A 19,941-nucleotide genomic window follows, 5' to 3' on the forward strand; every position below is an offset into this window, starting at 1 on the left:
CTTGATTGAGGCGCGGTTTATCTTGATATGCCGCAGGTGATGCAGGAGGCGAAGTGGGCGAGCGAAGCGACAGGGGCCAGGAAGCTGATGCGCCGGGGGAAGGGACGGCCATCCTTCGGAAGATCATCCATGTCGACATGGATGCCTTCTTCGCCTCGGTCGAACAGCGCGACAACCCGGACCTGCGCGGCAAGCCGGTGGCAGTCGGCGGCTCGGCGGCGCGCGGTGTGGTGGCCGCTGCGAGCTACGAGGCCAGAAAGGTCGGGGTGCGGTCAGCCATGCCCTCGATCACCGCAAAACGCAAATGCCCCGAGTTGATCTTCGTGCCGCCGCGCTTTGACGCCTACCGGGCCGTCTCCCAGCAGATCCATGCAATCTTCGCCGAGCATACGCCACTCATCGAACCGCTCGCGCTCGACGAGGCCTATCTCGACGTCACCGATAATCTGCAGGGCATTCCGGTCGCCACCACGATCGCGGAAATGATCCGCGCGAAGATCATGTCTGAGACCGGACTGACGGCTTCGGCCGGCGTCAGCTACAACAAATTCCTGGCCAAGCTCGCCTCCGGCCAGAACAAGCCAGATGGGCTGTTCGTCATCACCCCGAAGCTTGGTCCGGCCTTTGTCGAGGCCTTGCCCGTGCGGAAATTTCATGGTGTCGGCCCTGCGACTGCCGACAAAATGGCTCGGCTCGGCATCGAGACCGGCGCCGACCTGCGGGCACAGAGCCTGGCGGTTCTCGAGGAGAAGTTCGGGAAGGCGGGTCCGTACTATTACTGGATCGCTCGCGGTATCGACGAACGCCCCGTGCGGGCCGACCGCGAGCGCAAGTCCGTGGGGGCCGAAGACACCTTTGCGAGCGATTTGTTTGACCTCAAAAGTGCTCGCAAGGAGCTGGCGCCATTGGTCGGTAAGGTGTGGCGCTATTGCGAGGAAAGATCGATCCAGGGTCGCACGGTGACATTGAAGGTGAAGTTTGCCGACTTCCAGCAGATCACGCGCAGCCGCACGATCGCCGGCGCCATCGAGGCCGAGGAAGATTTGGCGACGGTCAGCGGCACGCTCCTCGATCAGGTATTTCCTGTCAGCAAGGGGATACGGCTGCTCGGGGTGACACTCTCGAATTTGAGTGGAACGCGATCCGAGGCAGATCGGCAGCTGTCACTAACCATCTAGGACTGCCAGGTCGCTATCGGACTGCTTTTCGGATGCGGGCTGTGAGGATTTGCTCGACGTCGAAATAGCCTTCCCAGGCGTCGGGCTGCTGAGCCCGCGCAGCAGCCGCGAAAACGTCAAAGGCGCTGGCACTTTTGACGGTCGGCAACTCATCCCAAGTAACCGGCACGGCGCACGACGCACCGGAACGCGCCCGGGTCGACCAGGGGCATATTGCGGTGGCGCCCTGGCCGTTGCGGAGATAGTCGAGGAACATCCGACCCTTGCGCTTCGCCTTGCTCATATTGGCGACGAAGCGCGACGGATCAGTGCGGGCGAGCAACTCAGCGAAGTTCTGACAGAAGCCTTTGACCTCTTCCCAGTTGGCTTTGGGGACGAGCGGGACGACGACGTGAACGCCCTTGCCTCCGGATAGCAGAGGCCATGATTGGAGGCCGAGTGCCTGCAGAACGCCGCGGATGTCGAGGACGGCCTGCTTGACGTCGCCAAAGCCCAGGCCCTCGTCGGGGTCGATGTCGAAGATTATCCGGTGCGGCAGGCTCGGCTGCTGGCGCAGGCTTCCCCAGACGTGGAATTCGAGCACGTTCATTTGGACGCCGGCGATCAGCCCCGCCAGGTCATCGAGCCAGAGGATGCGGCTTTCCTTGCCAGACATCTTCTCCAACTGGCCGTCGTGGATGGCCTTGGGCATGCCTGGCAGCTTGTGTTTCTGAAAAAAGGTGTGTTGCAGGTCGCCGTTGGTGTCGCGCACCAGCGAAAGGGGCCGATCCTGGATGTGCGGCAACATCCTCTCGCCGACCACGGCGTAATAGGCGGCTAGCGTTGCCTTTGTCACCTTAGTGCCGGGATACATGACCTTGTCTGGATGGGTCAGCTTGACGCCGATCGCAGCCGAGATCTCCTTGCCGATCGCGGGATCGAGATCGGTAGAGCCAGGCGTCGCTGGCGTATTCGGCAGTTCCATCACCACCTGGTCGGCTCGCTTGTCTTCGCGCATACCTTGAAAACTTGGATGCCGCAGGCTGCCGTCCGGTGTCACCTCGGAATAGGTGACCTCGGCAACGAGTTCGGGCTTTACCCAGCGGGCGCGGCGCGCAATGTCGCGCGGCACGGAGACAAAGGCAGGTTTGTCCAGAGGCCGCTTCTCCAATTGTGCGAGAATGGATTTGCGCATCGCCTCGGTGAACCCGGTGCCTACGCGGCCGCGGTAGATCAGCTTTCCGTTCTCATAGGTACCAAGGATCAGCGATGCCATACCGCGGCCAGTATCACTTGGGCGGTAGCCGCCGACCACGAATTCCTGTCGTTTCGTGCACTTGATCTTGAGCCAACTGGTTGTGCGGTCGCCGACATAGCGACTGTCGGCGCGCTTGGCGATAATGCCCTCGTGGCCGCCGGCGCACATGGTGTCAAAGACCTTCTTGCCATTGTCGGCGATGTGGCTGGAAAACTGTAGAATGTCGTCTGAATCCCGCTCGCCTAAGACGGTCGCAAGCCGTTCCTTGCGCTCGAGCAGGGGTTGGCTGGACAGATCGTCCCCGTTTAGTTCCAACAGGTCGAAGGCGTAGAACTTGAGCGGCATGCCCGCGGCAATACCGGTTTTCAGCATGGAAAAATTGGTGCGGCCCTGGCTGTCGATGGCCACGATCTCGCCGTCTATCAGCGCCGAGCCGCTAGTGAGGGCCTGAAGCGGCGGCAGGACCACCTTGAACTGGCGGGTCCAGTCGTGGCCGTTGCGAGTGTAGACCACAACCTTCGAGCCGGATATGGCGACCTGGGCCCGATACCCATCGAACTTCATCTCGAAGAGCCAGTTGCCCCCCACCGGAATGTCGTCGGTGAGCGTGCAGAGTTGGAAGGGACGAAACCTGGGCAGGGGATATGTAGGGGTAGATTCCGAGTCCCGGCGCCGTGGGCGCTTTTTGCTGAGGGCGGTCTCTATGGCCGACACGCGAAACTCGAATACATGGCCCGATTCAATTCTCTACCCGGGAATCAGTTCCACACTCGGGCGCAACGGATTGAACCGGAAGAGTGCAGCCGCGTTATTGGGAACTGGAACGCAATCCTTGGAGGAAGAAATGGCTCCTACGCAAACAACTCGTGGGCGCAACCAGGACCGCGCAAAGGTCGCCGGTGGGCAGGATCATGAAGTGAAGTATGAGGCGGGCAAGACCGGGGCCGGGAAGGCCGAGGTCAAGTCGGCCGTGAAGTCTGTCGGCAACAGCCGCAAGAAAGTCGAGGACAAGTTGGGCAAAAAGTGAGCCTCGGTCGCAGGGGCACATGGTTCGCATCGCCACCTTCAACGTAAACGGCGTCAATGGTCGGCTGCCGGTGCTCCTCGAGTGGCTCACGGCCACCAAGTACGACATCGTCTGCCTTCAGGAACTGAAAACGTCCGACGAGAAGTTTCCGGCCCAGGCGATCCGCGCGGCGGGGTACAGCGCGATCTGGCACGGCCAGAAATCCTACAACGGTGTGGCCATTCTATCTCGAGGCGCGAGTCCGGTCGAACGCCGGCGCGGCCTGCCGGGCGATCCCGACGATACCCATAGCCGCTACATCGAGGCCGACGTGGACGGGCTCGTCGTCGGCTGCCTCTACCTCCCGAATGGAAATCCGGCGCCCGGCCCAAAGTTCGACTACAAGCTGCGGTGGTTCGACCGTTTGATCAGCTATGGCCAAGTCCTTCTCGAAGAGGGAGCGCCGACCGTGCTGTGCGGAGACTACAATGTCGTTCCAACCGCGATTGACGCCGTGGTGCCGCGACGATGGCTAGGCGATGCGGTCTATTTCCCAGAGAGCCGGCAGGCTTATGCCGAAATGCTCGAAGGTGGGTGGATCGATGCCGTTCGGCGCACCCATCCGGAGAAGGGCATCTACACTTATTGGAATTTCTCCCACCGGGGCGGCTACGACAAGAGCTCGGGCCTGCGAATGGACCATCTGCTCGTTAGTCCTTCGCTGTCACCCCGGCTCCGCGGTGCCGGGGTGGATGTCGATGTGCGCGGATGGGAGAAGCCAAGCGACCATGCGCCGGCCTGGATCGAGCTTGAATAGCCGCCAAGAGGGGATGCGTGAAAGCTGAAAACGAGAACGGCCGCGGGCTGCTCTATGACCCATTGGCAATCTTCATTGCGATGGCAACAAAGCGCCTCATGCCGGTCATTCGAAGCCATCTCGGTCTTGCCCGAAAGCGGAGATCGGCAGCGTCGAGCCGTTGGTCGCGTTTGCACCGATGCAGAACGGTTACGTCGAGAGTTTCAATGGCCGGATGCGCGACGAGCTGTTGAACGAGAGCCTGTTCTTCGGCCTCGACCACGCTCGCGGCGCCATCGCCGAGTGGCGGGAGGACTTCAACACCGCCAGGCCACATTCCTCGCTCGGCTACCAAACCCCGGCAGCCTATGCCGAGGTCATCACCGCAACCGGCTCCGACGCTGCGCCGATCGAAGGCTCCGCGCCTCCGCCGGTTGCTTTACCCCCACCAAACGACGTAACAGAATGGTCGCGGCTCTAATCGCCAATGGATGACAGTTCAGTGGCAGGTCAGCTGCGATCGGCCTGGATCGCCATGTCAAAGGTGCGCGATTAAGCTCGTAGTCGCGGCCGATCAACCAGTTGATCATTTGTTGGAACTCAATTGAGCCTGATCCGCACTAGCAAGTGGATAGAAGTGAATGTGCGGTTGCCCTTTAGCTCTACTATCCATAGAAACCACTCTGCCGGGGGGGCATAAAGTTGGGGTTGTGAGTGCGTGGGCTCTAAATTCGAAAAACTAAATAAGTTGCGTGACTCACTGCGAGAATCCAACCACGATTTTCGGGCGAGCACTCAGCTATTCAACAGCCTGAACCCTGCCAAGATCGACGGCGACCTGGATGTCATTAACCGCGGAAAGCAGCGCGGCGAGGTGAACCAACCCCCGAAAACGGCAAAGAATCTCGACGATGTCGAACATGCCATCGTGGAACGCGTTGAGGATGAGAAGAAGGCTGCGCACCACACTCTTGAGGACAACCTGCAACTCCTTGGAGGTCGTCTTGCCGGCCTCGATTTCGAGGAACAATTCGGTCTAATTCGTCAGACGAATGCCGCCAGCGTTTCGGACTTCAAAGCCTCGGTCGCCGTGGGTCTCGATGAACTTCACGGCCTGAGAAGGGCCTTGAACGACGCCGAAAAAGAGCATGCATGGTTTAAGGAGAAGCACGGTCTCGTTCGTGCCGCGCGTGTGCAGCACGGTGCCGCTCACATTTTCCGGCTATCGCTTCTGCTATTTCTGTTTCTGATCGAGACAGCGATGAACGGCAACTTCCTGGCCAAGGGCAATGAGCAGGGATTTTTTGGTGGCATCCTTGAGGCTGCGGCATTCTCTTTCATCAACATCGGAGCGGCTTTGCTCCTGGCGGTTTTCTGCGCTCGTCTCGTCACCCATCGGTCGTTTTTCGTAAAACTCGTTGGGATCATTTCAATCCTTTTCTATATCGGCTTGGCGATTACGACAAACTTGGCGCTAGCGCACTACCGTGAGGTGAGCGGCTCGCTCGCTGACGGTGCCGGCGCTGAGGTCATCCGAAATATGCTCGCCAATCCAGCGGGTCTAACGGACATCAAGTCGTGGTTGCTGTTTGCGATCGGCCTGATGTTTTCGCTTTTCGCTTTTATCGACGGCTGGTTCGTGCTCGACCCTTACCCGGGCTACACTGGCGTTGAAAACCGGCTCGTTCGACGGCGCGATGACTACATCGATCGAAAGAAGGAACTGATCGAAGAGCTGCAGGATGTGCGCGACGACCACAACGAAAAAGTGGAGGAAATCGTCAAGCAGCTTGGTAGTCGCCGGCGCGAGCACCGCGCGATTATCGATCATCGATCGAGGCTTCTAGCTCTTTTTGCGCAGCATCAGGACCAATTGGAGCGAGCCTGCAATCAGCTTTTGTCGATGTATAGGGAAGCCAACATCCAGGCGAGGACCGAGCCGGCACCCAAGCATTTCGGGACGCCTTACAAACTCGATCACATCAAACCATACGTCACCGGCGAGCGGGAGTGGGATGAGGGAGATGTTGGCGCATCAATCCGCCAGGCGCAGGAGGAACTCAACGAGCAGGTTCGTCTGATTGGTCAAGAATGCGAGCGGGGAATTGAGCAGTACCGAGATCTTGATAAGCTTCACCCGGACAGCGTGAATGTCTAGGCGAACCCGCAGGCGCAAGAAAGGCAATGCGGGTACGATTGCCGCGGCCATTGGCCTTGGCGTGCTATCCGTTGCAATGTTGGCCGGCTTCGGCTGGATGTGGACAAGGTCTGGCAATGGCCAGATCGACGCCAACACGAATTGCCCCTTGGATGGACCCTCCAGCCTGACGGCAGTCATCATCGACGCCACCGATCCAATTTCGGCAACGACGATGGCCGATCTCAAGAACGAGTTTCGCAAGACCATTGGGCGGGTCGAGCCGGGCGGGTATGTGAGGATTTACACACTGAGTCCGGCGCCTGGCGAGCTGACGATGATGTTTGATGGATGCAATCCCGGTGACGGGTCGACCGTCGACAGTTGGACCAACAATCCTGCGCGGCGTCAAAAGAAGTGGGAAAACGCATTCGGCGATCCTTTGAATAAGCTTCCTGATGAAATCCCGAATGCGGCGTCAGCGAGCCAGTCTCCGATCATGGCTGGGATCCAGAAGATCAAACTGTCGCTCTTCGATAGCAGCTTGGCCAAACAGGGCAGTCCCAAGCGATTGGTGGTCGCCTCTGACATGATCGAGCATACGACGATTTACTCCCAGTACCGATCGGGGCTGGATTACCAAAAATACCTCAACAGTGCCGCCGACCGCACATATGGAACGTCGCTGGACGGGGTGGGCATCATAATTCTTTATATCGATCGGGCAAAGAAGCCATTTCAGACCCTGGATCACGCGGAGTTTTGGACACAATGGGTCCAGAACCATCACGGCGAGTTCGAAAAGCTGGTTGGCTTGGATGGGTTAAACTGATGGCGAGAACGCGCGACAAACCTTTGCTGGATCATCCACGCCTGCCGGTCGTGGTTTTCGCGGCATTGACACTCGGCGGGTGTGTATTCATCGCCATTGCAAAACTCTCAGGCGTAAATCCGATCGTCGCGGCGGCAGCACCGGCCTGCCTGATGTTTTTCTATCTCGGGGTTTCGATCTTTGCTGGAAAGCTACAACTGCACGACGAGCAGACCGGCGATAACCTTTACTATATGGGCTTCCTGTTCACCCTGACGAGCCTTGGGGTCTCGCTGTTTCAGTTTGGAACGGAAGGCTCAACCGACACTATCGTCCAAAATTTTGGTATCGCGATCACGTCGACGATCACCGGTATTGCGCTGAGGGTTTTCTACAATCAGATGCGGCGCGATCCCGCGGATATCGAGCGAACGGCCAGGCACGAACTTGCCGACATGACACGACGCGTGAGGGCCGAGATGGAAAGCGTAACCCGGGAGTTCGCCGACTTTCGTCGTGTCAGTCACCAAATGCTCGAAGAAGGCTTTGCCGAGATTGCCGAGCAGGCGTCGCGCAATGGGGAGCACATAAGATCCGCCCTGGACAAGATCGCCATGGAATCTATCAAGCCTGTCCAAGAGGCGTCAGCCAAGTTCAGCGACGCGTTGCAGAGCAATTTCGGGCAAGTCGAAACCCAGTTTGCTTCGATAGCGAACCGCGTTGGAGTTGCCGCGGAATTGCTGGATAAAGCCAACAGCTCAATGTCCACCTCTGTCGGAAAGCTCGGTTATGAAGCCGACAATGTGGCTGCCAAGTTGGAGAAGGTAGTTGTCCCTGACGAGGTGCTGAAGAACGATCTAGCTCCGATGGTCAAGCTCCTAAGCAATGCTGTCGCACAATATGCCATAAAAACCGAGACAGCCTCGCAAGAGCAACAAACGCGGATGGCCAGTCTCGCCGACGCAGTGATCAAGGTGGCAGCTGGAGTGGAGAGAGCGGCAGCCGCAGCAGAAAAGACTGCAGAAACGGTCCAAGCGCAACAGCGTTCGACTGAGGCGTTCGTGGCTGTGATGCAAAAACACAGCAATGAAACGCGCGATCTCGTCGCAACTCTTACGCGCAGCCCCTCCGCTGCGCGCATGCCCCAGCCTGTGAGCAGCACAATAGCAAACGATGTCGAGCGCATGGCGGCACCTTCAATCGTTGTTGCCGATGAGACGACATCAATCAAGGTATCGGATGAGACGGAAGGCGACACCTTCCAGTCATTGAGCAGCCCGGCTGAGGTGGAGAAGGGTGAACCGCCGAAGAGAGCGAGTTGGTGGGGCAGGTGAGTGAGGTCGGCGGAACAGCCATCACGTTTGAACGCAAGGGCTATGGCCGCGGCCTGATACTAGGCCTGACGATGGCTGAGACGATGCTGCTTCTCGTCTTCTGTCTTTTGCTCGCCGCAGGCGCAATCATCGCCAAGACAAAGAAAGAGACTGCGGCGGCGCAGAAAATTGCGCAGTCCCTCAATGACGAAGCTCGCAAGCTTGACGAGGAAAACAAGCGGTTGCTGGCTCAGTTGAACGCCATGGTCAAGCCTGCATCCGGACGCAGCGTACCAGACCAGGAATGGCGTGAATTGGTCTTGGCCAAAGAGGCCGCAGAGGCAATCAAAAAAGCTGGGCTAACGCTTGAGGAAGTGGTGAAAAACACGCCGGCCTCCAAAATCCTCGCCGAAAACAACGTCGACGTTGATCAGGCCAAGGCCATGATCGAAAAGATGAAGGTCCTGCGCGAGCTCGGCTACGTTGGCACTGCCAAAACGTCCAAGGATCTCGCTGACGCACTGAAGAAAGCAGAGGAACCAGCCCCAGAGGACAAGCCGCACGATTGGCCGCCGATCATCAGCCTTAGCGAACTCGATGGATATAACTTCGATACTGGAAGCGCTGAGCTTTCCGATGGCTTCAAAACGAAACTGCGGCAGATGTCGAAAACCATTGCGGGCATTGCCACTTCCTACGGCGTGGATGTCATTGAGGTCATTGGCCACACGGACGAGCAGGCGATGGCCGGCGACTCATCGAATATGGACAGAGGCCTTCAGCCCGTACTGGCGCGCAAGATGGACATTGGCACACTCCATCCCGCCGACAACGCCGGTCTTGGATTGGCGCGAGCGATCTCCGTCACAAGCATACTGCGCGACATGCCTGAACTGAAAGGCTTCACCATCCTGCCCATGTCCGGCGGCCAGTTGATATTGCCTGGCGACCGGCTAACCGACGGTGCACAAGCTGGCGACGTCAAGGCGAGGAGGCGAATTGAGATCAGGGTGAGGCAGCGATCTCGAGAGAAAGATATTGGGCCGGCTCCGGTCCCGAAATTGTGACGTTGACTGCCCTTGGGGTCGCTCACAGGGCCTTTGGTGGGAATTATGGGGATGGGATTCTACGTTCGAAAATCGATTAGTGCGGGACCTTTCCGCTTTAACTTCTCGTCTGGCGGGCTTGGCGCATCAGTTGGCGTGAAAGGTCTTCGTATCGGGACCGGCCCGCGAGGGCACTATATCCATGCGGGCGTCGGCGGTCTCTACTACCGAGGCACTTTGGGAAAGCGCGACGCCAAGCAGGCGGTGCAACTGCATCAATTCCCATCCGTGCAAAAACCCCATCCAACATCCTCACCCGCGGAATACATCAGCGACGGTGTTGTAATGCGAGAAATCGAGTCCGCCGATGTGATTGAGATGCGTGATGAGACATTTGCCAATGTGCTCGACGAAATCAACGCACGACAATCGCAGACGCAGATGTCGCTCATTCTTGCGGTACTTTTTGGGATCGCCGGATTTGTCGCAGGTGCACTATTGGGAGGTGGGTTCGCGCTAATCGGTATTGCTGCCTTTTTGCCGGGCATGCTGATTGGAAAGTGGCTAGACAGTTACCGCCGGGTGAGCGTGCTCTACTATGATTTGGAGCAGGACGCGGAGGCGGCCTACGGGCGACTTGTCGCCGCCTTTGAAACTCTCACACGCTGCGCGGCGAGTTGGCATGTCGCCGCCGGTGGCAAGATAGAAGATCTCACGGCTTGGAAGCGCAATGCGGGAGCCTCGATGTTGGTCGATAAAAAGCCCACCACGCTCCACTCTTCCTTGCCGACCGTTGTGCGCAGCAACGTCACACCACCATCGATGCACGTCGGCCGGCAAATCCTTTATTTCATGCCGGACATGATTTTGGTGAAGGATGGGAACCGGTACGGTGCCGTTGGATATGGAGACATCAGGACGCAATTTGCTCCCAGCAATTTTATTGAGACCGGCAAAGTGCCCTCTGATGCTGAGATCGTGAGCTATACCTGGGCTCATCCCAATAAGAATGGCGGACCCGACAAACGCTTCAGGGACAATCGGCAAATTCCTGTCTGTCGCTACGAAGCCCTGAGGTTTTCCAGCCCATCCGGGCTCAATGAGCTGGTGGAGTTTTCCAAGACCAATGTCAGCCAGCCTTTTTGCCAGGCTCTAATGGCCGTCGCGCAAATGCACCGAAACGCCGGTGGCAAGTCCGGTCTGCTCGCGCGCTAAAGAATGGAGCGTAGTCAGCAAATGCCTTCGCACGGAATTCCGTCACCGTCCCGGTCCAATTTGGGACCCCAGCTACAGTTATCGAGATACCAGCGCGCCTCATCGCATGAGGAGATTTGCTTACAAAAACGACGCGGTTGGCACGAATAGCTCTGAGCGATTCGGCGACGGCCTATCAGGCCGTAGGAGGTGTCATTGCCGGTTTTGTTGTTGCCGGCATGTGTTGCTCGCCAATCCCACGGGGCTGTGAAAGTGCCAACCCAGATGCCAATCTTGGCCCTTTGGGCATCTGCCTGTTGCTGGGCGTAACTACCATGGCTGTATCGAGGCCAATCAAGGGCGTAACCCCGTTCGACCATCCAAGACGAAACGCTGGTACCGTCCGCCCGCTCACAATCCCCAACGAAGCGGTGGTAACGATCCCATGAAACAAAAGAGCAATGGATGGGCCGAGATTGACTGAGAAAGATGTCCAGTGCTTCGGCAGATTTGCGACCGCAAGGGTACTCTCGCCCGCTTGCGTCCCCGCAGTTTTGACTGCTCTCAGGTGCGTCGATGCCATTGAAGCGAATACGCTGTCCGTGGATCTCGATCGTGTCCCCGTCAACGATGGACGCGACGCCGACGATAGGCGCCGGTGCCGATCCGAGCGCGCTTGCTGCATCGGGACCCGCTATCTGGTTGCCCGACCCTGTAAGGTAGGAAGTGACATAAGCGCCTGCCGCGATCATGATCACCAGGATCGCGCCTAGTGTTTTCTGTGAAAATAAAAGGCTGCGCATGACTGAAACCCGGCCGCGTCTTGGTCGCGAGCCGCGGCGATGTGAGTAGCGATCGCGCTTCAATTTTCGATCCTTTGCGGCGCTGGCGAATGGCGGTTAGCGTGCTCGCGTCTTTGACTTCTTAGCCGTTGCTTTCTTGGCCGCGGCTGCTGTGCGACCGAGGCCAATCGATTTTGCCAATCTGGAGCGATTAGCTGAATAGTTAGGCGCAACCATGGGGTAATCGTTGGAGAGGCCCCATTTTTGGGCGATAGGCGTCGGGCGTCAGTCCAAAATGCGTGTTCAAACGTCTCTTGAGCGACTTGAATTTTTTGTCGTCTTCGAGGCAGACGATGTAGTCTGGAGTGACTGAGCGCTTGGGGTTGACCGCGGGAACTTGGTCAGGTTTTTCCGGTTCGGACGGCTGGCCGATACGCGCCATGACAATTGATGCTGGCAATAAGGTCGGGCAAATGAGGAGACCGGCACTGAATTCTTGCTCACATAAGCCGCAACGATATCTGCGGTAAGCTCCATCAGCGCGGTGGCGGTATTTTGGATTTCGTCAGTCACTTCATGGCTCCGAACTTTTGCAATGAAATCCCGATCTATTACTTATCGGCTGAAAAAACCAGTAGAGGAGGATACTAAATGCCAGGCGCCAATAGTGATGAAGGCCGAAGCGCTAATGCGGAACCATGGAAAGACAGTGGATTGATTGGGCACGGCGTTTTCTTTGTATGACCAGGAAAGCGGCTTGAGGTGTCGGAAAAAGACATTGTGGAGGCGGCTAAATACGGAGGGAGAGAGAATCCTCGTCAGATAGCGACTAGGCAAAGGGTTGGACCAAGAAGCAGCCCTGATCCATATCGCACGCCGCAATATTGGCCGGCTTCCAGAAATGATCGGAGTTCTTTCTAGTGAAAACGGCTGTTTTTTCTTGCGCGAACGCTCTACGCGGGCTCTAGCTGGTCCTCCTTGCAGGGGGATGTAGTCTTGGACGTTAAACAATCGGTTTTCCAGAGTGATTTGCCCCTAAGGGATAAACTCGAGCGCGCTAGAATGGAGTTGCTCGATCTTTCTGCCCGCAACCGCCTTTTGAATGTGCCGCGGTTTTCCAAGAGTGCGAAGACAATCGATATTGTGGACGAGAAGTCCTCAGAAATTTATCGATTGCTGGTGAGCGAAGGAAAGGCCTTTACCTTCCTGGCTGGAAAGCCCGATAGGCCTAAATCGGGCCAAGCAGAAGGCGGCCCTCAAGACGAAGAGATCGATTATTCCCCGGTAGCACTCGCTCAGCCCGAAGAAGAGGAAGTCGACGATAGAGGGGTGTCCGCGCGACATTCGGACACCAAGCTTCAGACTCGAATGACGCCAACGGGCCTTCAGCGTCGGCTGCTTGACCTATATCATGATGCCCGGACGCTGGAGGAGGAACAGGGTGTCAACATCCTCTTTCTAGCCCTTGGTATGCTGAAGTGGGTTGACCCGAACAACAAAGAAAACATTCGTCAGGCTCCGCTAATTTTGGTGCCGGTTCGGCTTGAGCGGGGGGCCGCTGGAGAGAAATTCCGCTTACGGGCGCGCCCGGAGGACCATAGCGCAAATCTTTCCCTCGAGCTTTACCTTGATCGCATCCACAAGCTCGCCCTGCCGCGTTTTGAATCCGGAGATGACTTCGAAGTCGCAGGGTATCTCGATGCCGTTGCCGGAGCAGTTTCGACCAAAGATGGCTGGGAGGTGCTTCGCGACGATATGGTGCTGGGCTTCTTCTCGTTTGCCAAGTTCTTGATGTACCGTGACCTGGATCCGGATATCTGGCCGGATGGCGCCAAGATTATCGAACAACCGAAGATCCGCTCGCTTCTTTCAGATGGTTTCGAAACACGCGAACCGCTGATGTCGGACGACATTGCGATTGATCCGCACATTGCGCCCGCCGAAATGTTGCATATCGTAGACAGCGACAGTTCTCAGACGCTGGCGATCCATGATGCAAGAAAGGGTCGCGACCTCGTTATCCAAGGTCCGCCCGGGACAGGAAAATCGCAGACGATCGCAAACATTATCGGGTCGGCCGTTGCCGACGGAAAGACCGTGCTGTTCGTTGCGGAAAAAATGGCCGCACTTGAGGTCGTGAAGCGACGGCTTGACACAGCTGGGGTTGGGGACGCGTGCCTCGAGCTCCACAGCAACAAGGCAAACAAGCGCATGATGCTGGAGGAGTTGCGGCGCACCTGGCAACTCGGATCGCCTCGCGGACAGCTTGCTTCTTCCCTCACTGAACGCCTGCTGGAGGCCCGGGATAAACTCAATGCACATGCTACGAGGATGCATGTTCCATATGGAGCCTCCGAACTCACCGCCTATCAGGTTCTCGGTCAGCTAACCCGACTAAGGCAGGCCGGTCAGGAACCTGTGGACATCGAACTTACGGATGCCACAAGCTGGACAAATGACGGTGTTTCGCAACGTCGCAAATTACTCGATGAGGTCTCTCAACGGATCAACGAGATCGGCTTGCCCATCCACCAGCCCTGGAGGGGAGTTGGCCTGGATGTCGTTCTTCCAACGACCATTGAGAGGCTCGTCCCACGCATCGCGGTGTTGCTGGATCAAGCCAAGGCGCTGCACGCCAAACTGGTCGATATTGCTGAGCGGATCGAGGCAGAGCCTCCGCAAATTCTCAGCGACAGTGGTGAGATAGAAGATCGCGCTGAACTTCTTGCGTCCGCGCCTGGGCTTCCTGCCGAGGCGATCGTCTCGCCGGTATGGGATGAGCGTCCGAAAGACATTTCATCGCTTCTCTGGTCAGGAACGGATTTCGCCCGCAAATCCGAGGAACTGACAGAGCAGCTGGCGGCGACGGCTATCGACACGTCAATTGAAGGTCTAGAGGCAGAGCTTGCAAAACTCCCCTCGGAGTTTCCAAACGATGGTTTCCATCGTGCGCGACAGCTCACGATTCTGCTCCCACGTTTGCGGGAAGAAGCTGAGCGCCTGAATCAGGAACTCGGATCGGCGATATTGCCAGACACGTTGGCAGGCTTGCTCAGGCTGGTCGTGACCGGTGAGAGAGTTGCGGCGGCCCCCGACGCAAGCCCGGAGGCTTTCGCAGCCACCGTTTGGGACTCCGGACTTGAGCAGGCAGGCGACCTTGCCGACAGCGTAGCAACGCTTGAGGCTGCCAGAGCCGACCTTCAGAGTAAGGTCGTTGACGCCGCGTGGAGTACCGAGGTGGCCGCGGCGCGGCAAGCGCTCGCCACACACACAGGAATATTGAAAGCATTGCATGGCGACTACCGTCGCGCGACGGCACTTGTCCGTACGATTGTGGTCGACGCTAGCGCGCCTGCTACCCAGATAGTTGGTCTCCTCGACCTTTTGATGAAGGGTCAGGCGGCCGCAGCAAGAGTCCGCGAAGGCGACTCCTTTGGCCGTTCTGCCTTCGGGGCAGATTGGCGCGCAGAGCGATCGCCGTCTGTGCCACTGCTGGCGCTAGTTGAATGGATGCGCACTTTGCGGGGACTAGGCTCGGAACCTCGGATTATTGCCGGCAGGATGGCGGAACGCTCCGAGGCCGGTGCGCGTGCAGCGCGTGTTCGTAAGGTTATCGAAATCGGTCGGCCGATCATCGAAGGTTTCTGGAACGATCTCGGGCATCTAGCTTCATCCATGCTAGGTGACGTGGCTTCCGCCGAACGGGCCTCTCTGCAACTGATGGAAGCTAAGGCGAGCACCGTAGCTCAAGCCGATGATGCGTCACGACAGGTTCTGACTGACGTTCCGGATCTGATCACTGAGCGGTTGGAGCTGCTACGTCGACTAGGCAAACTACAAGCGCTTGCTCAAGAGATCGATGCCGGGGAAAGCCTTGGCAAGTTCGCATTCGGCTCGTCATGGCTCGGTCGAGGATCCGATTGGGCCGCTCTCACGCAAGCCGAACTTTGGCTGAGAGAAAATGGCTCGATCCGACATCTGGCTGCGCGGTTGCCTGAAAGAATTGAGATAGCAAACTCGGCTCGTTCAGCACGTGAAGGGACCCAAGCGGCAGCGCAGGAATTGAAGGCGCTTTCAAGCGATTTGAAAGCCGATTCTTCCTCGTTGTTCGGAGTAGACGATTTTCCGGACGTCGCTATAGGCGAGGTCGTTTCTCGGCTGCAGGGTTGGCTCGATCATCAGGAGCAGCTCTCGAAATGGGTTGGCTATGAAGAGCGATCCGAAACCGCCCGAAAGGCTGGACTGGGACAGTTGATAGACGGCCTAGCCAAAGGCCAGATTACAACAGGATCGGCGCGATCAGTTTTTGACATGGCCTATTACGAAGGAATGTTTCTAGCGATGGCGACCGATGAGCCGGAGCTGGCAAGGTTCGACGGGGAACTGCATTCCAGGGCTGTCCGTGACTTCGCAGATTTGGATCGCCAGCGCATCAAGGCCGGCGCCATCGAAGTGGTGACGGCCCATCACCGGAAAATTCCTTCAAGAGACGGCGGAGCTGGACCTGTCGGATTGCTTCGTTCTGAGATGGCGCGCAGACGAGGCCACATGCCCATCCGCCAATTGATGCAGAAGGCAGGCCCTGCCATCCAGGCGCTGAAGCCAGTGTTCATGATGAGCCCGCTTTCGGTGGCCCAATTCCTGTCGCCCGGCCGGATGTCCTTCGATCTGCTCGTGATGGACGAGGCGTCTCAGATCCAGCCCGTGGACGCACTTGGCTCGATCGCCAGGGCCAGTCAGGTGGTCGTCGTTGGCGACGAACGCCAACTGCCACCCACGACATTCTTCGCGAAGATGACAGGCTCGCAGTCTGACGATGACGAGGGTGAGGGTGCGCAGGTCGCCGACATTGAAAGCATCCTCGGCCTGTTCACGGCCCGCGGCTTGCCGCAGCGTATGCTGCGCTGGCACTACCGTAGCCGTCACCAATCTCTGATCGCCGTATCGAACAGCCAGTTCTACGAGAACCGGCTTTTCATCGTGCCAAGCCCTTATACCCAAGAGGCAGGGATGGGGTTGCGGTTTCGTCATGTGCCGGAGGGGGTCTTCGATTCCGGCGGCACAGGAACCAATCCGGTAGAGGCGAGAGCAGTAGCCGAAGCGATAATCCGTCATGCGAAGGTGAACCCGCAAGAGACTCTAGGCGTTGCAACATTTTCAGTTAGCCAACGCCGCGCGATCCAGGATGAACTCGAAGCGCTGCGGCGATTAAATCCCGATACGGAGGAGTTCTTTCACGCGCATCCCAGCGAGCCATTCTTCGTCAAGAACCTCGAAAATGTTCAAGGCGATGAGCGCGACGTGATCATGATCTCAGTGGGGTATGCCAAGAATGCACAAGGCTTCATGGCGATGCGTTTCGGCCCTCTTGGTGCGGAAGGTGGCGAGCGTCGGCTCAACGTCCTCATAAGCCGCGCCAAGCGCAGCTGCGAAGTATTCGCGTCCATCACAGACGAGGACATCGACCTGGAGCGTGGCAAAGGGAAAGGCATCTTCGCCTTCAAGCTCTTCTTGCACTACGCGAGAACAGGGCGAATTTCGCTTGCCCAGGCCACGGTTCGCGAAATGGATTCAATCTTTGAAGAACAGGTAGCCAACGCGCTGATCGAAAAGGGTTATCAGGTTCATGCTCAAGTGGGCATTGCCGGCTTCTTCATCGACCTCGCGGTTGCGGATCCGGAAAGGCCAGGTCGCTATATTCTCGGCATTGAATGCGATGGCGCAGAATATCACTCATCGCGCTCGGCCAGAGATCGAGACCGGCTTCGGCAATCCGTCCTTGAGGATCATGGTTGGATCATGCATCGCATCTGGAGCACTGACTGGTTCCAGAGGCCTCGCGAGCAGCTTGAGCGAACCATATTTGCGATTAAGGCTGCCAGAAAAGAACTCGATGAGCGGGCCGAATTGGGTGTCCAGAGAAATCGTGCTGTAGCTGTGCAGGTTGTTACGGTCGACCGAGGGAACGTGACGGAAATCGGTCTCGAGAGCACAAACGGATCCGAAACGCCCAATCGAGCCTACGAGGAGACTCAACTAAGGCGACCGGGATCGTTCGAACTCCACGAGACGCCCAGCGGAATCATGGCCGGGCTGGTCTCGCAGGTCGTGGCTACGGAAACGCCAATCCATGTAGACGAAATAGTTTCGCGTATTCGGGGCGCCTGGGGTCTGCAGCGAGCCGGTGGCAGGATTCAGGATGCAATCGAGCGAGGGATAGGCATAGCACAGAGAGGTAGTGCCGTGGCCCGTCGAGGCAACTTCTGTTTCAAGCCAGGTGCTCCTGTTCGTCTCAGGGATCGTAGTGGGGTCGTGTCCCCTGGATTGCGTAAGCCCGAAATGATTGCGCAGGACGAAGTCGCCCAAGGTGCCATGGAAGTCGTGAAATCCAACCTCGGTGCGACAGAGGAAGAAATTGCCACAGGCGTTGCGAGGATGCTGGGCTTCAAAGCCACGAGCGCACAATTGAGGCAGCTGATTTCAGCTGGGGTCGCCGATTTGGTTGCCAAGGGCTTGCTACGGCCCCAAGACGGCTTGTTGGTGGCCAGCGAATCCGCGAGCGAGACATTAGCTGAAGTGTGACGGGGCACTGTGGAGCCCTCGTTGCAATTTCTGTCGAAGCTCGGAACACCTCTTTTGCTGGCGGAGGCCGAATGGCATTTCGATTCGTACACACGGCCGATATTCATCTCGATTCGCCGCTGCGTTCGCTGGCGATGCGTAATCCCGATCTTGCCGGGCTCGTGGGCGACGCCAGCCGCCAGGCATTCGTTTCGATAGTGGATCTCTGCCTAGAGGAACGCGTGGATGCGTTGGTCATAGCCGGCGACCTATACGATGGCGATCAAACCTCGATGAAAACGGCGCGGTTCCTAGCATCGCAGATGACACGCCTGCATCAGGCCGGCATTAGGGTTTTCAAGATCCGCGGCAATCATGACGCCCTGTCGCGGATTTCCAAACAGCTGGTTTTTCCCGACACCGTTACCATCTTCGGCGGTCGTGCTCAGTCGGTATTGCAGACAGCCGGCGGTCTGGACGTCGTTTTCCATGGTTTGAGCTTTGCGAACCCAAAGGCGCCGGACAGTCTGCTGACCAAATATCCGGCTGCTCGTGAAGGGGCCGTCAACATAGGCATCATGCATACCAGTCTGGCCGGATCACCCGGTCACGACGTCTACGCGCCCTGCAGCATCGCTGATTTGCACGCCCACGGTTTTGACTATTGGGGGCTTGGCCACATTCACGTTCGTCAAGTCTATTCCGGGGCAAGCACGGTGGTGATGCCTGGAATACCGCAGGGGAGGGATATTAACGAGGCCAGCGAGAAATCAGTCACCCTAGTGACGGTGCGCGATGACCGTTCGGTGGAGATCGAGGAAAGGCTGACCAGCGTTGCGCAGTTCGAACGGATCAGCGTCGACCTTACCGGAGCAGTGGAGTGGCCCGAGGCAGTCGCGCGAGTTCGCTACGCACTCGAAGAGCTGCGGGCCGCCGTCCGGTCGCGGCATGCTGTGGCCCGCATTGGACTGACAGGAGCGTCACCACTGATGTGGGCGCTGATCCGCGACAAGGACCTCCTTTTTGCCGAAGCCGAACAGGCTGCGGAACAGCTAGGCCACACGTGGGTGGAGAAGCTCGACCTTGACCTCACGCTACCTCGGACAGAGACCGCCGAGGATATCGCTGATCCGATTTTCGAACTCGAGCAATCAATGCGTGCCGATGCCACCTCGGAGGCTTTCCGCGCCGAAGCCAGGGCGTTCGTCCAAAAGATGGTCGCCGACCTTCCGGCCGATGGACGCGATTTTGCGGGGAAGGACGAAGCCGGGCTGGAACGGTTCCTCGATCAGGTGCTTTCCAAGGGCGCGGACTTGGTCACTGCCCGCCTTAAGTCCGGCGGATCGTCATGAGGTTGCGGCGCCTTGACCTCATTCGTTATGGAAAGTTCACCGATTGTACGATCGACTTCGGACCCAAACCGGAAGCCGGACCTGACGTGCATATCGTGTTCGGCCTGAATGAGGCCGGCAAATCGACCGCGCTTTCCGCCTATCTAGACTTGCTGTTCGGCATCGAGGAGCGGAGCCGCTACAATTTCCTGCATGAGTACGGTGCCATGCGCATCGGAGGGGTGCTGGAACTGGCCGGCTCCGAGCACACGTTCACGCGTACGAAACAGCGCAGCAATTCGCTACTGAACGCGACGGGCCAACCGGTGAGCGAGGTGGCGATCACGGCGCATCTCGCCGGACTGTCGCGTGACGCGTACACGACGATGTTCTCACTCGATGACGAGACGTTGGAAGCGGGCGGGAAGTCGATCCTGGAGTCGCGGGGCGACCTCGGCAAGCTACAGGGCTATCGCATATGAGTGATGGCATTGATGAGATAGTCGTCGTTCCAGGCGCATTTCTTGATGCGATGGCTGATGGGGACTT

At 57.9% G+C, this 19,941-nt stretch carries 13 protein-coding genes and 2 pseudogenes; 12 read left to right on the forward strand and 3 right to left on the reverse strand.

Annotated features, from left to right (window positions below; genetic code table 11):
* The first annotated feature begins 53 nt into the window (after positions 1-53).
* A complete protein-coding gene (gene dinB, locus NKJ17_RS19195) occupies positions 54-1,178 on the forward strand; it encodes a DNA polymerase IV (RefSeq protein ID WP_502906559.1) in 1,125 nt (374 codons plus the stop codon).
* Positions 1,179-1,191: 13 nt separating this feature from the next.
* On the opposite strand, the gene ligD is transcribed toward dinB, so the two are convergent.
* On the reverse strand, positions 1,192-3,129 hold the full coding sequence (gene ligD / locus NKJ17_RS19200; protein WP_352689717.1) for a DNA ligase D: 1,938 nt from the start codon (positions 3,127-3,129) through the stop codon (positions 1,192-1,194).
* A 130-nt stretch (positions 3,130-3,259) separates the two neighbouring features.
* Here ligD and NKJ17_RS19205 point away from each other — a divergent pair, with 130 nt between their 5' ends.
* The 8 genes and pseudogenes from NKJ17_RS19205 (at position 3,260) to NKJ17_RS19240 (ending at position 10,739) form a co-directional block, all read left to right on the forward strand.
* Positions 3,260-3,442, forward strand: a complete 183-nt coding sequence (locus NKJ17_RS19205) for a DUF3606 domain-containing protein (RefSeq protein ID WP_352689737.1) — start codon at positions 3,260-3,262, stop codon at positions 3,440-3,442.
* Positions 3,443-3,461: 19 nt separating this feature from the next.
* Positions 3,462-4,238, forward strand: coding sequence for an exodeoxyribonuclease III (gene xth / locus NKJ17_RS19210; protein WP_352689718.1), 777 nt, complete (start codon positions 3,462-3,464; stop codon positions 4,236-4,238).
* Between the two features lie 175 nt (positions 4,239-4,413).
* A pseudogene (locus NKJ17_RS19215) lies at positions 4,414-4,712 on the forward strand (integrase core domain-containing protein); the annotation flags it as partial.
* A gap of 223 nt (positions 4,713-4,935) precedes the next feature.
* Positions 4,936-6,375, forward strand: coding sequence for a coiled-coil domain-containing protein (locus tag NKJ17_RS19220; protein ID WP_352689719.1), 1,440 nt, complete (start codon positions 4,936-4,938; stop codon positions 6,373-6,375).
* Positions 6,368-7,186, forward strand: a complete 819-nt coding sequence (locus NKJ17_RS19225; protein WP_352689720.1) for a hypothetical protein — start codon at positions 6,368-6,370, stop codon at positions 7,184-7,186. The genes NKJ17_RS19220 and NKJ17_RS19225 overlap by 8 nt, the downstream gene beginning before the upstream one ends.
* Positions 7,186-8,499, forward strand: coding sequence for a hypothetical protein (locus tag NKJ17_RS19230; protein WP_352689721.1), 1,314 nt, complete (start codon positions 7,186-7,188; stop codon positions 8,497-8,499). The genes NKJ17_RS19225 and NKJ17_RS19230 overlap by 1 nt, the downstream gene beginning before the upstream one ends.
* Complete coding sequence (locus tag NKJ17_RS19235; RefSeq protein WP_352689722.1) at positions 8,496-9,545, forward strand: OmpA family protein; 1,050 nt, start codon at positions 8,496-8,498, stop codon at positions 9,543-9,545. The genes NKJ17_RS19230 and NKJ17_RS19235 overlap by 4 nt, the downstream gene beginning before the upstream one ends.
* 51 nt (positions 9,546-9,596) lie before the next feature.
* A complete protein-coding gene (locus NKJ17_RS19240; protein WP_352689723.1) occupies positions 9,597-10,739 on the forward strand; it encodes a DUF4236 domain-containing protein in 1,143 nt (380 codons plus the stop codon).
* A 14-nt stretch (positions 10,740-10,753) separates the two neighbouring features.
* On the opposite strand, the gene NKJ17_RS19245 is transcribed toward NKJ17_RS19240, so the two are convergent.
* Together NKJ17_RS19245 and NKJ17_RS34075 are read right to left on the reverse strand one after the other, a co-directional pair.
* Positions 10,754-11,584, reverse strand: a complete 831-nt coding sequence (locus tag NKJ17_RS19245) for a thermonuclease family protein (RefSeq protein WP_352689724.1) — start codon at positions 11,582-11,584, stop codon at positions 10,754-10,756.
* A gap of 33 nt (positions 11,585-11,617) precedes the next feature.
* Positions 11,618-12,073 (reverse strand): annotated as a pseudogene (locus tag NKJ17_RS34075) (Ros/MucR family transcriptional regulator).
* A gap of 423 nt (positions 12,074-12,496) precedes the next feature.
* On the opposite strand from NKJ17_RS34075, the gene NKJ17_RS19260 reads away from it, so the two are divergent.
* From NKJ17_RS19260 to NKJ17_RS19270, 3 genes are all read left to right on the forward strand, one after another.
* On the forward strand, positions 12,497-18,082 hold the full coding sequence (locus tag NKJ17_RS19260) for a DUF3320 domain-containing protein (RefSeq protein WP_352689727.1): 5,586 nt from the start codon (positions 12,497-12,499) through the stop codon (positions 18,080-18,082).
* 71 nt (positions 18,083-18,153) lie between these two features.
* Positions 18,154-19,413 (forward strand): metallophosphoesterase family protein, encoded by a 1,260-nt coding sequence (locus NKJ17_RS19265; protein WP_352689728.1) that lies wholly within the window; start codon positions 18,154-18,156, stop codon positions 19,411-19,413.
* Positions 19,410-19,874 (forward strand): ATP-binding protein, encoded by a 465-nt coding sequence (locus NKJ17_RS19270; RefSeq protein WP_352689729.1) that lies wholly within the window; start codon positions 19,410-19,412, stop codon positions 19,872-19,874. Before NKJ17_RS19265 ends, NKJ17_RS19270 begins: the two co-directional genes overlap by 4 nt.
* Positions 19,875-19,941: the final 67 nt, after the last annotated feature.

The organism is Mesorhizobium sp. M0208, assembly GCF_040322015.1.
Taxonomy (GTDB): domain Bacteria; phylum Pseudomonadota; class Alphaproteobacteria; order Rhizobiales; family Rhizobiaceae; genus Mesorhizobium.

Bases quoted from the DNA above. Each gene is read 5' to 3' on its own strand.
- NKJ17_RS19205 (WP_352689737.1), top strand. From the start codon at position 3,260: ATGGCTCCTACGCAAACAACTCGTGGGCGCAACCAGGACCGCGCAAAG.
- xth (WP_352689718.1), top strand. From the start codon at position 3,462: ATGGTTCGCATCGCCACCTTCAACGTAAACGGCGTCAATGGTCGGCTG.
- NKJ17_RS19225 (WP_352689720.1), top strand. From the start codon at position 6,368: ATGTCTAGGCGAACCCGCAGGCGCAAGAAAGGCAATGCGGGTACGATT.
- NKJ17_RS19230 (WP_352689721.1), top strand. From the start codon at position 7,186: ATGGCGAGAACGCGCGACAAACCTTTGCTGGATCATCCACGCCTGCCG.
- NKJ17_RS19240 (WP_352689723.1), top strand. From the start codon at position 9,597: ATGGGATTCTACGTTCGAAAATCGATTAGTGCGGGACCTTTCCGCTTT.
- NKJ17_RS19265 (WP_352689728.1), top strand. From the start codon at position 18,154: ATGGCATTTCGATTCGTACACACGGCCGATATTCATCTCGATTCGCCG.
- NKJ17_RS19270 (WP_352689729.1), top strand. From the start codon at position 19,410: ATGAGGTTGCGGCGCCTTGACCTCATTCGTTATGGAAAGTTCACCGAT.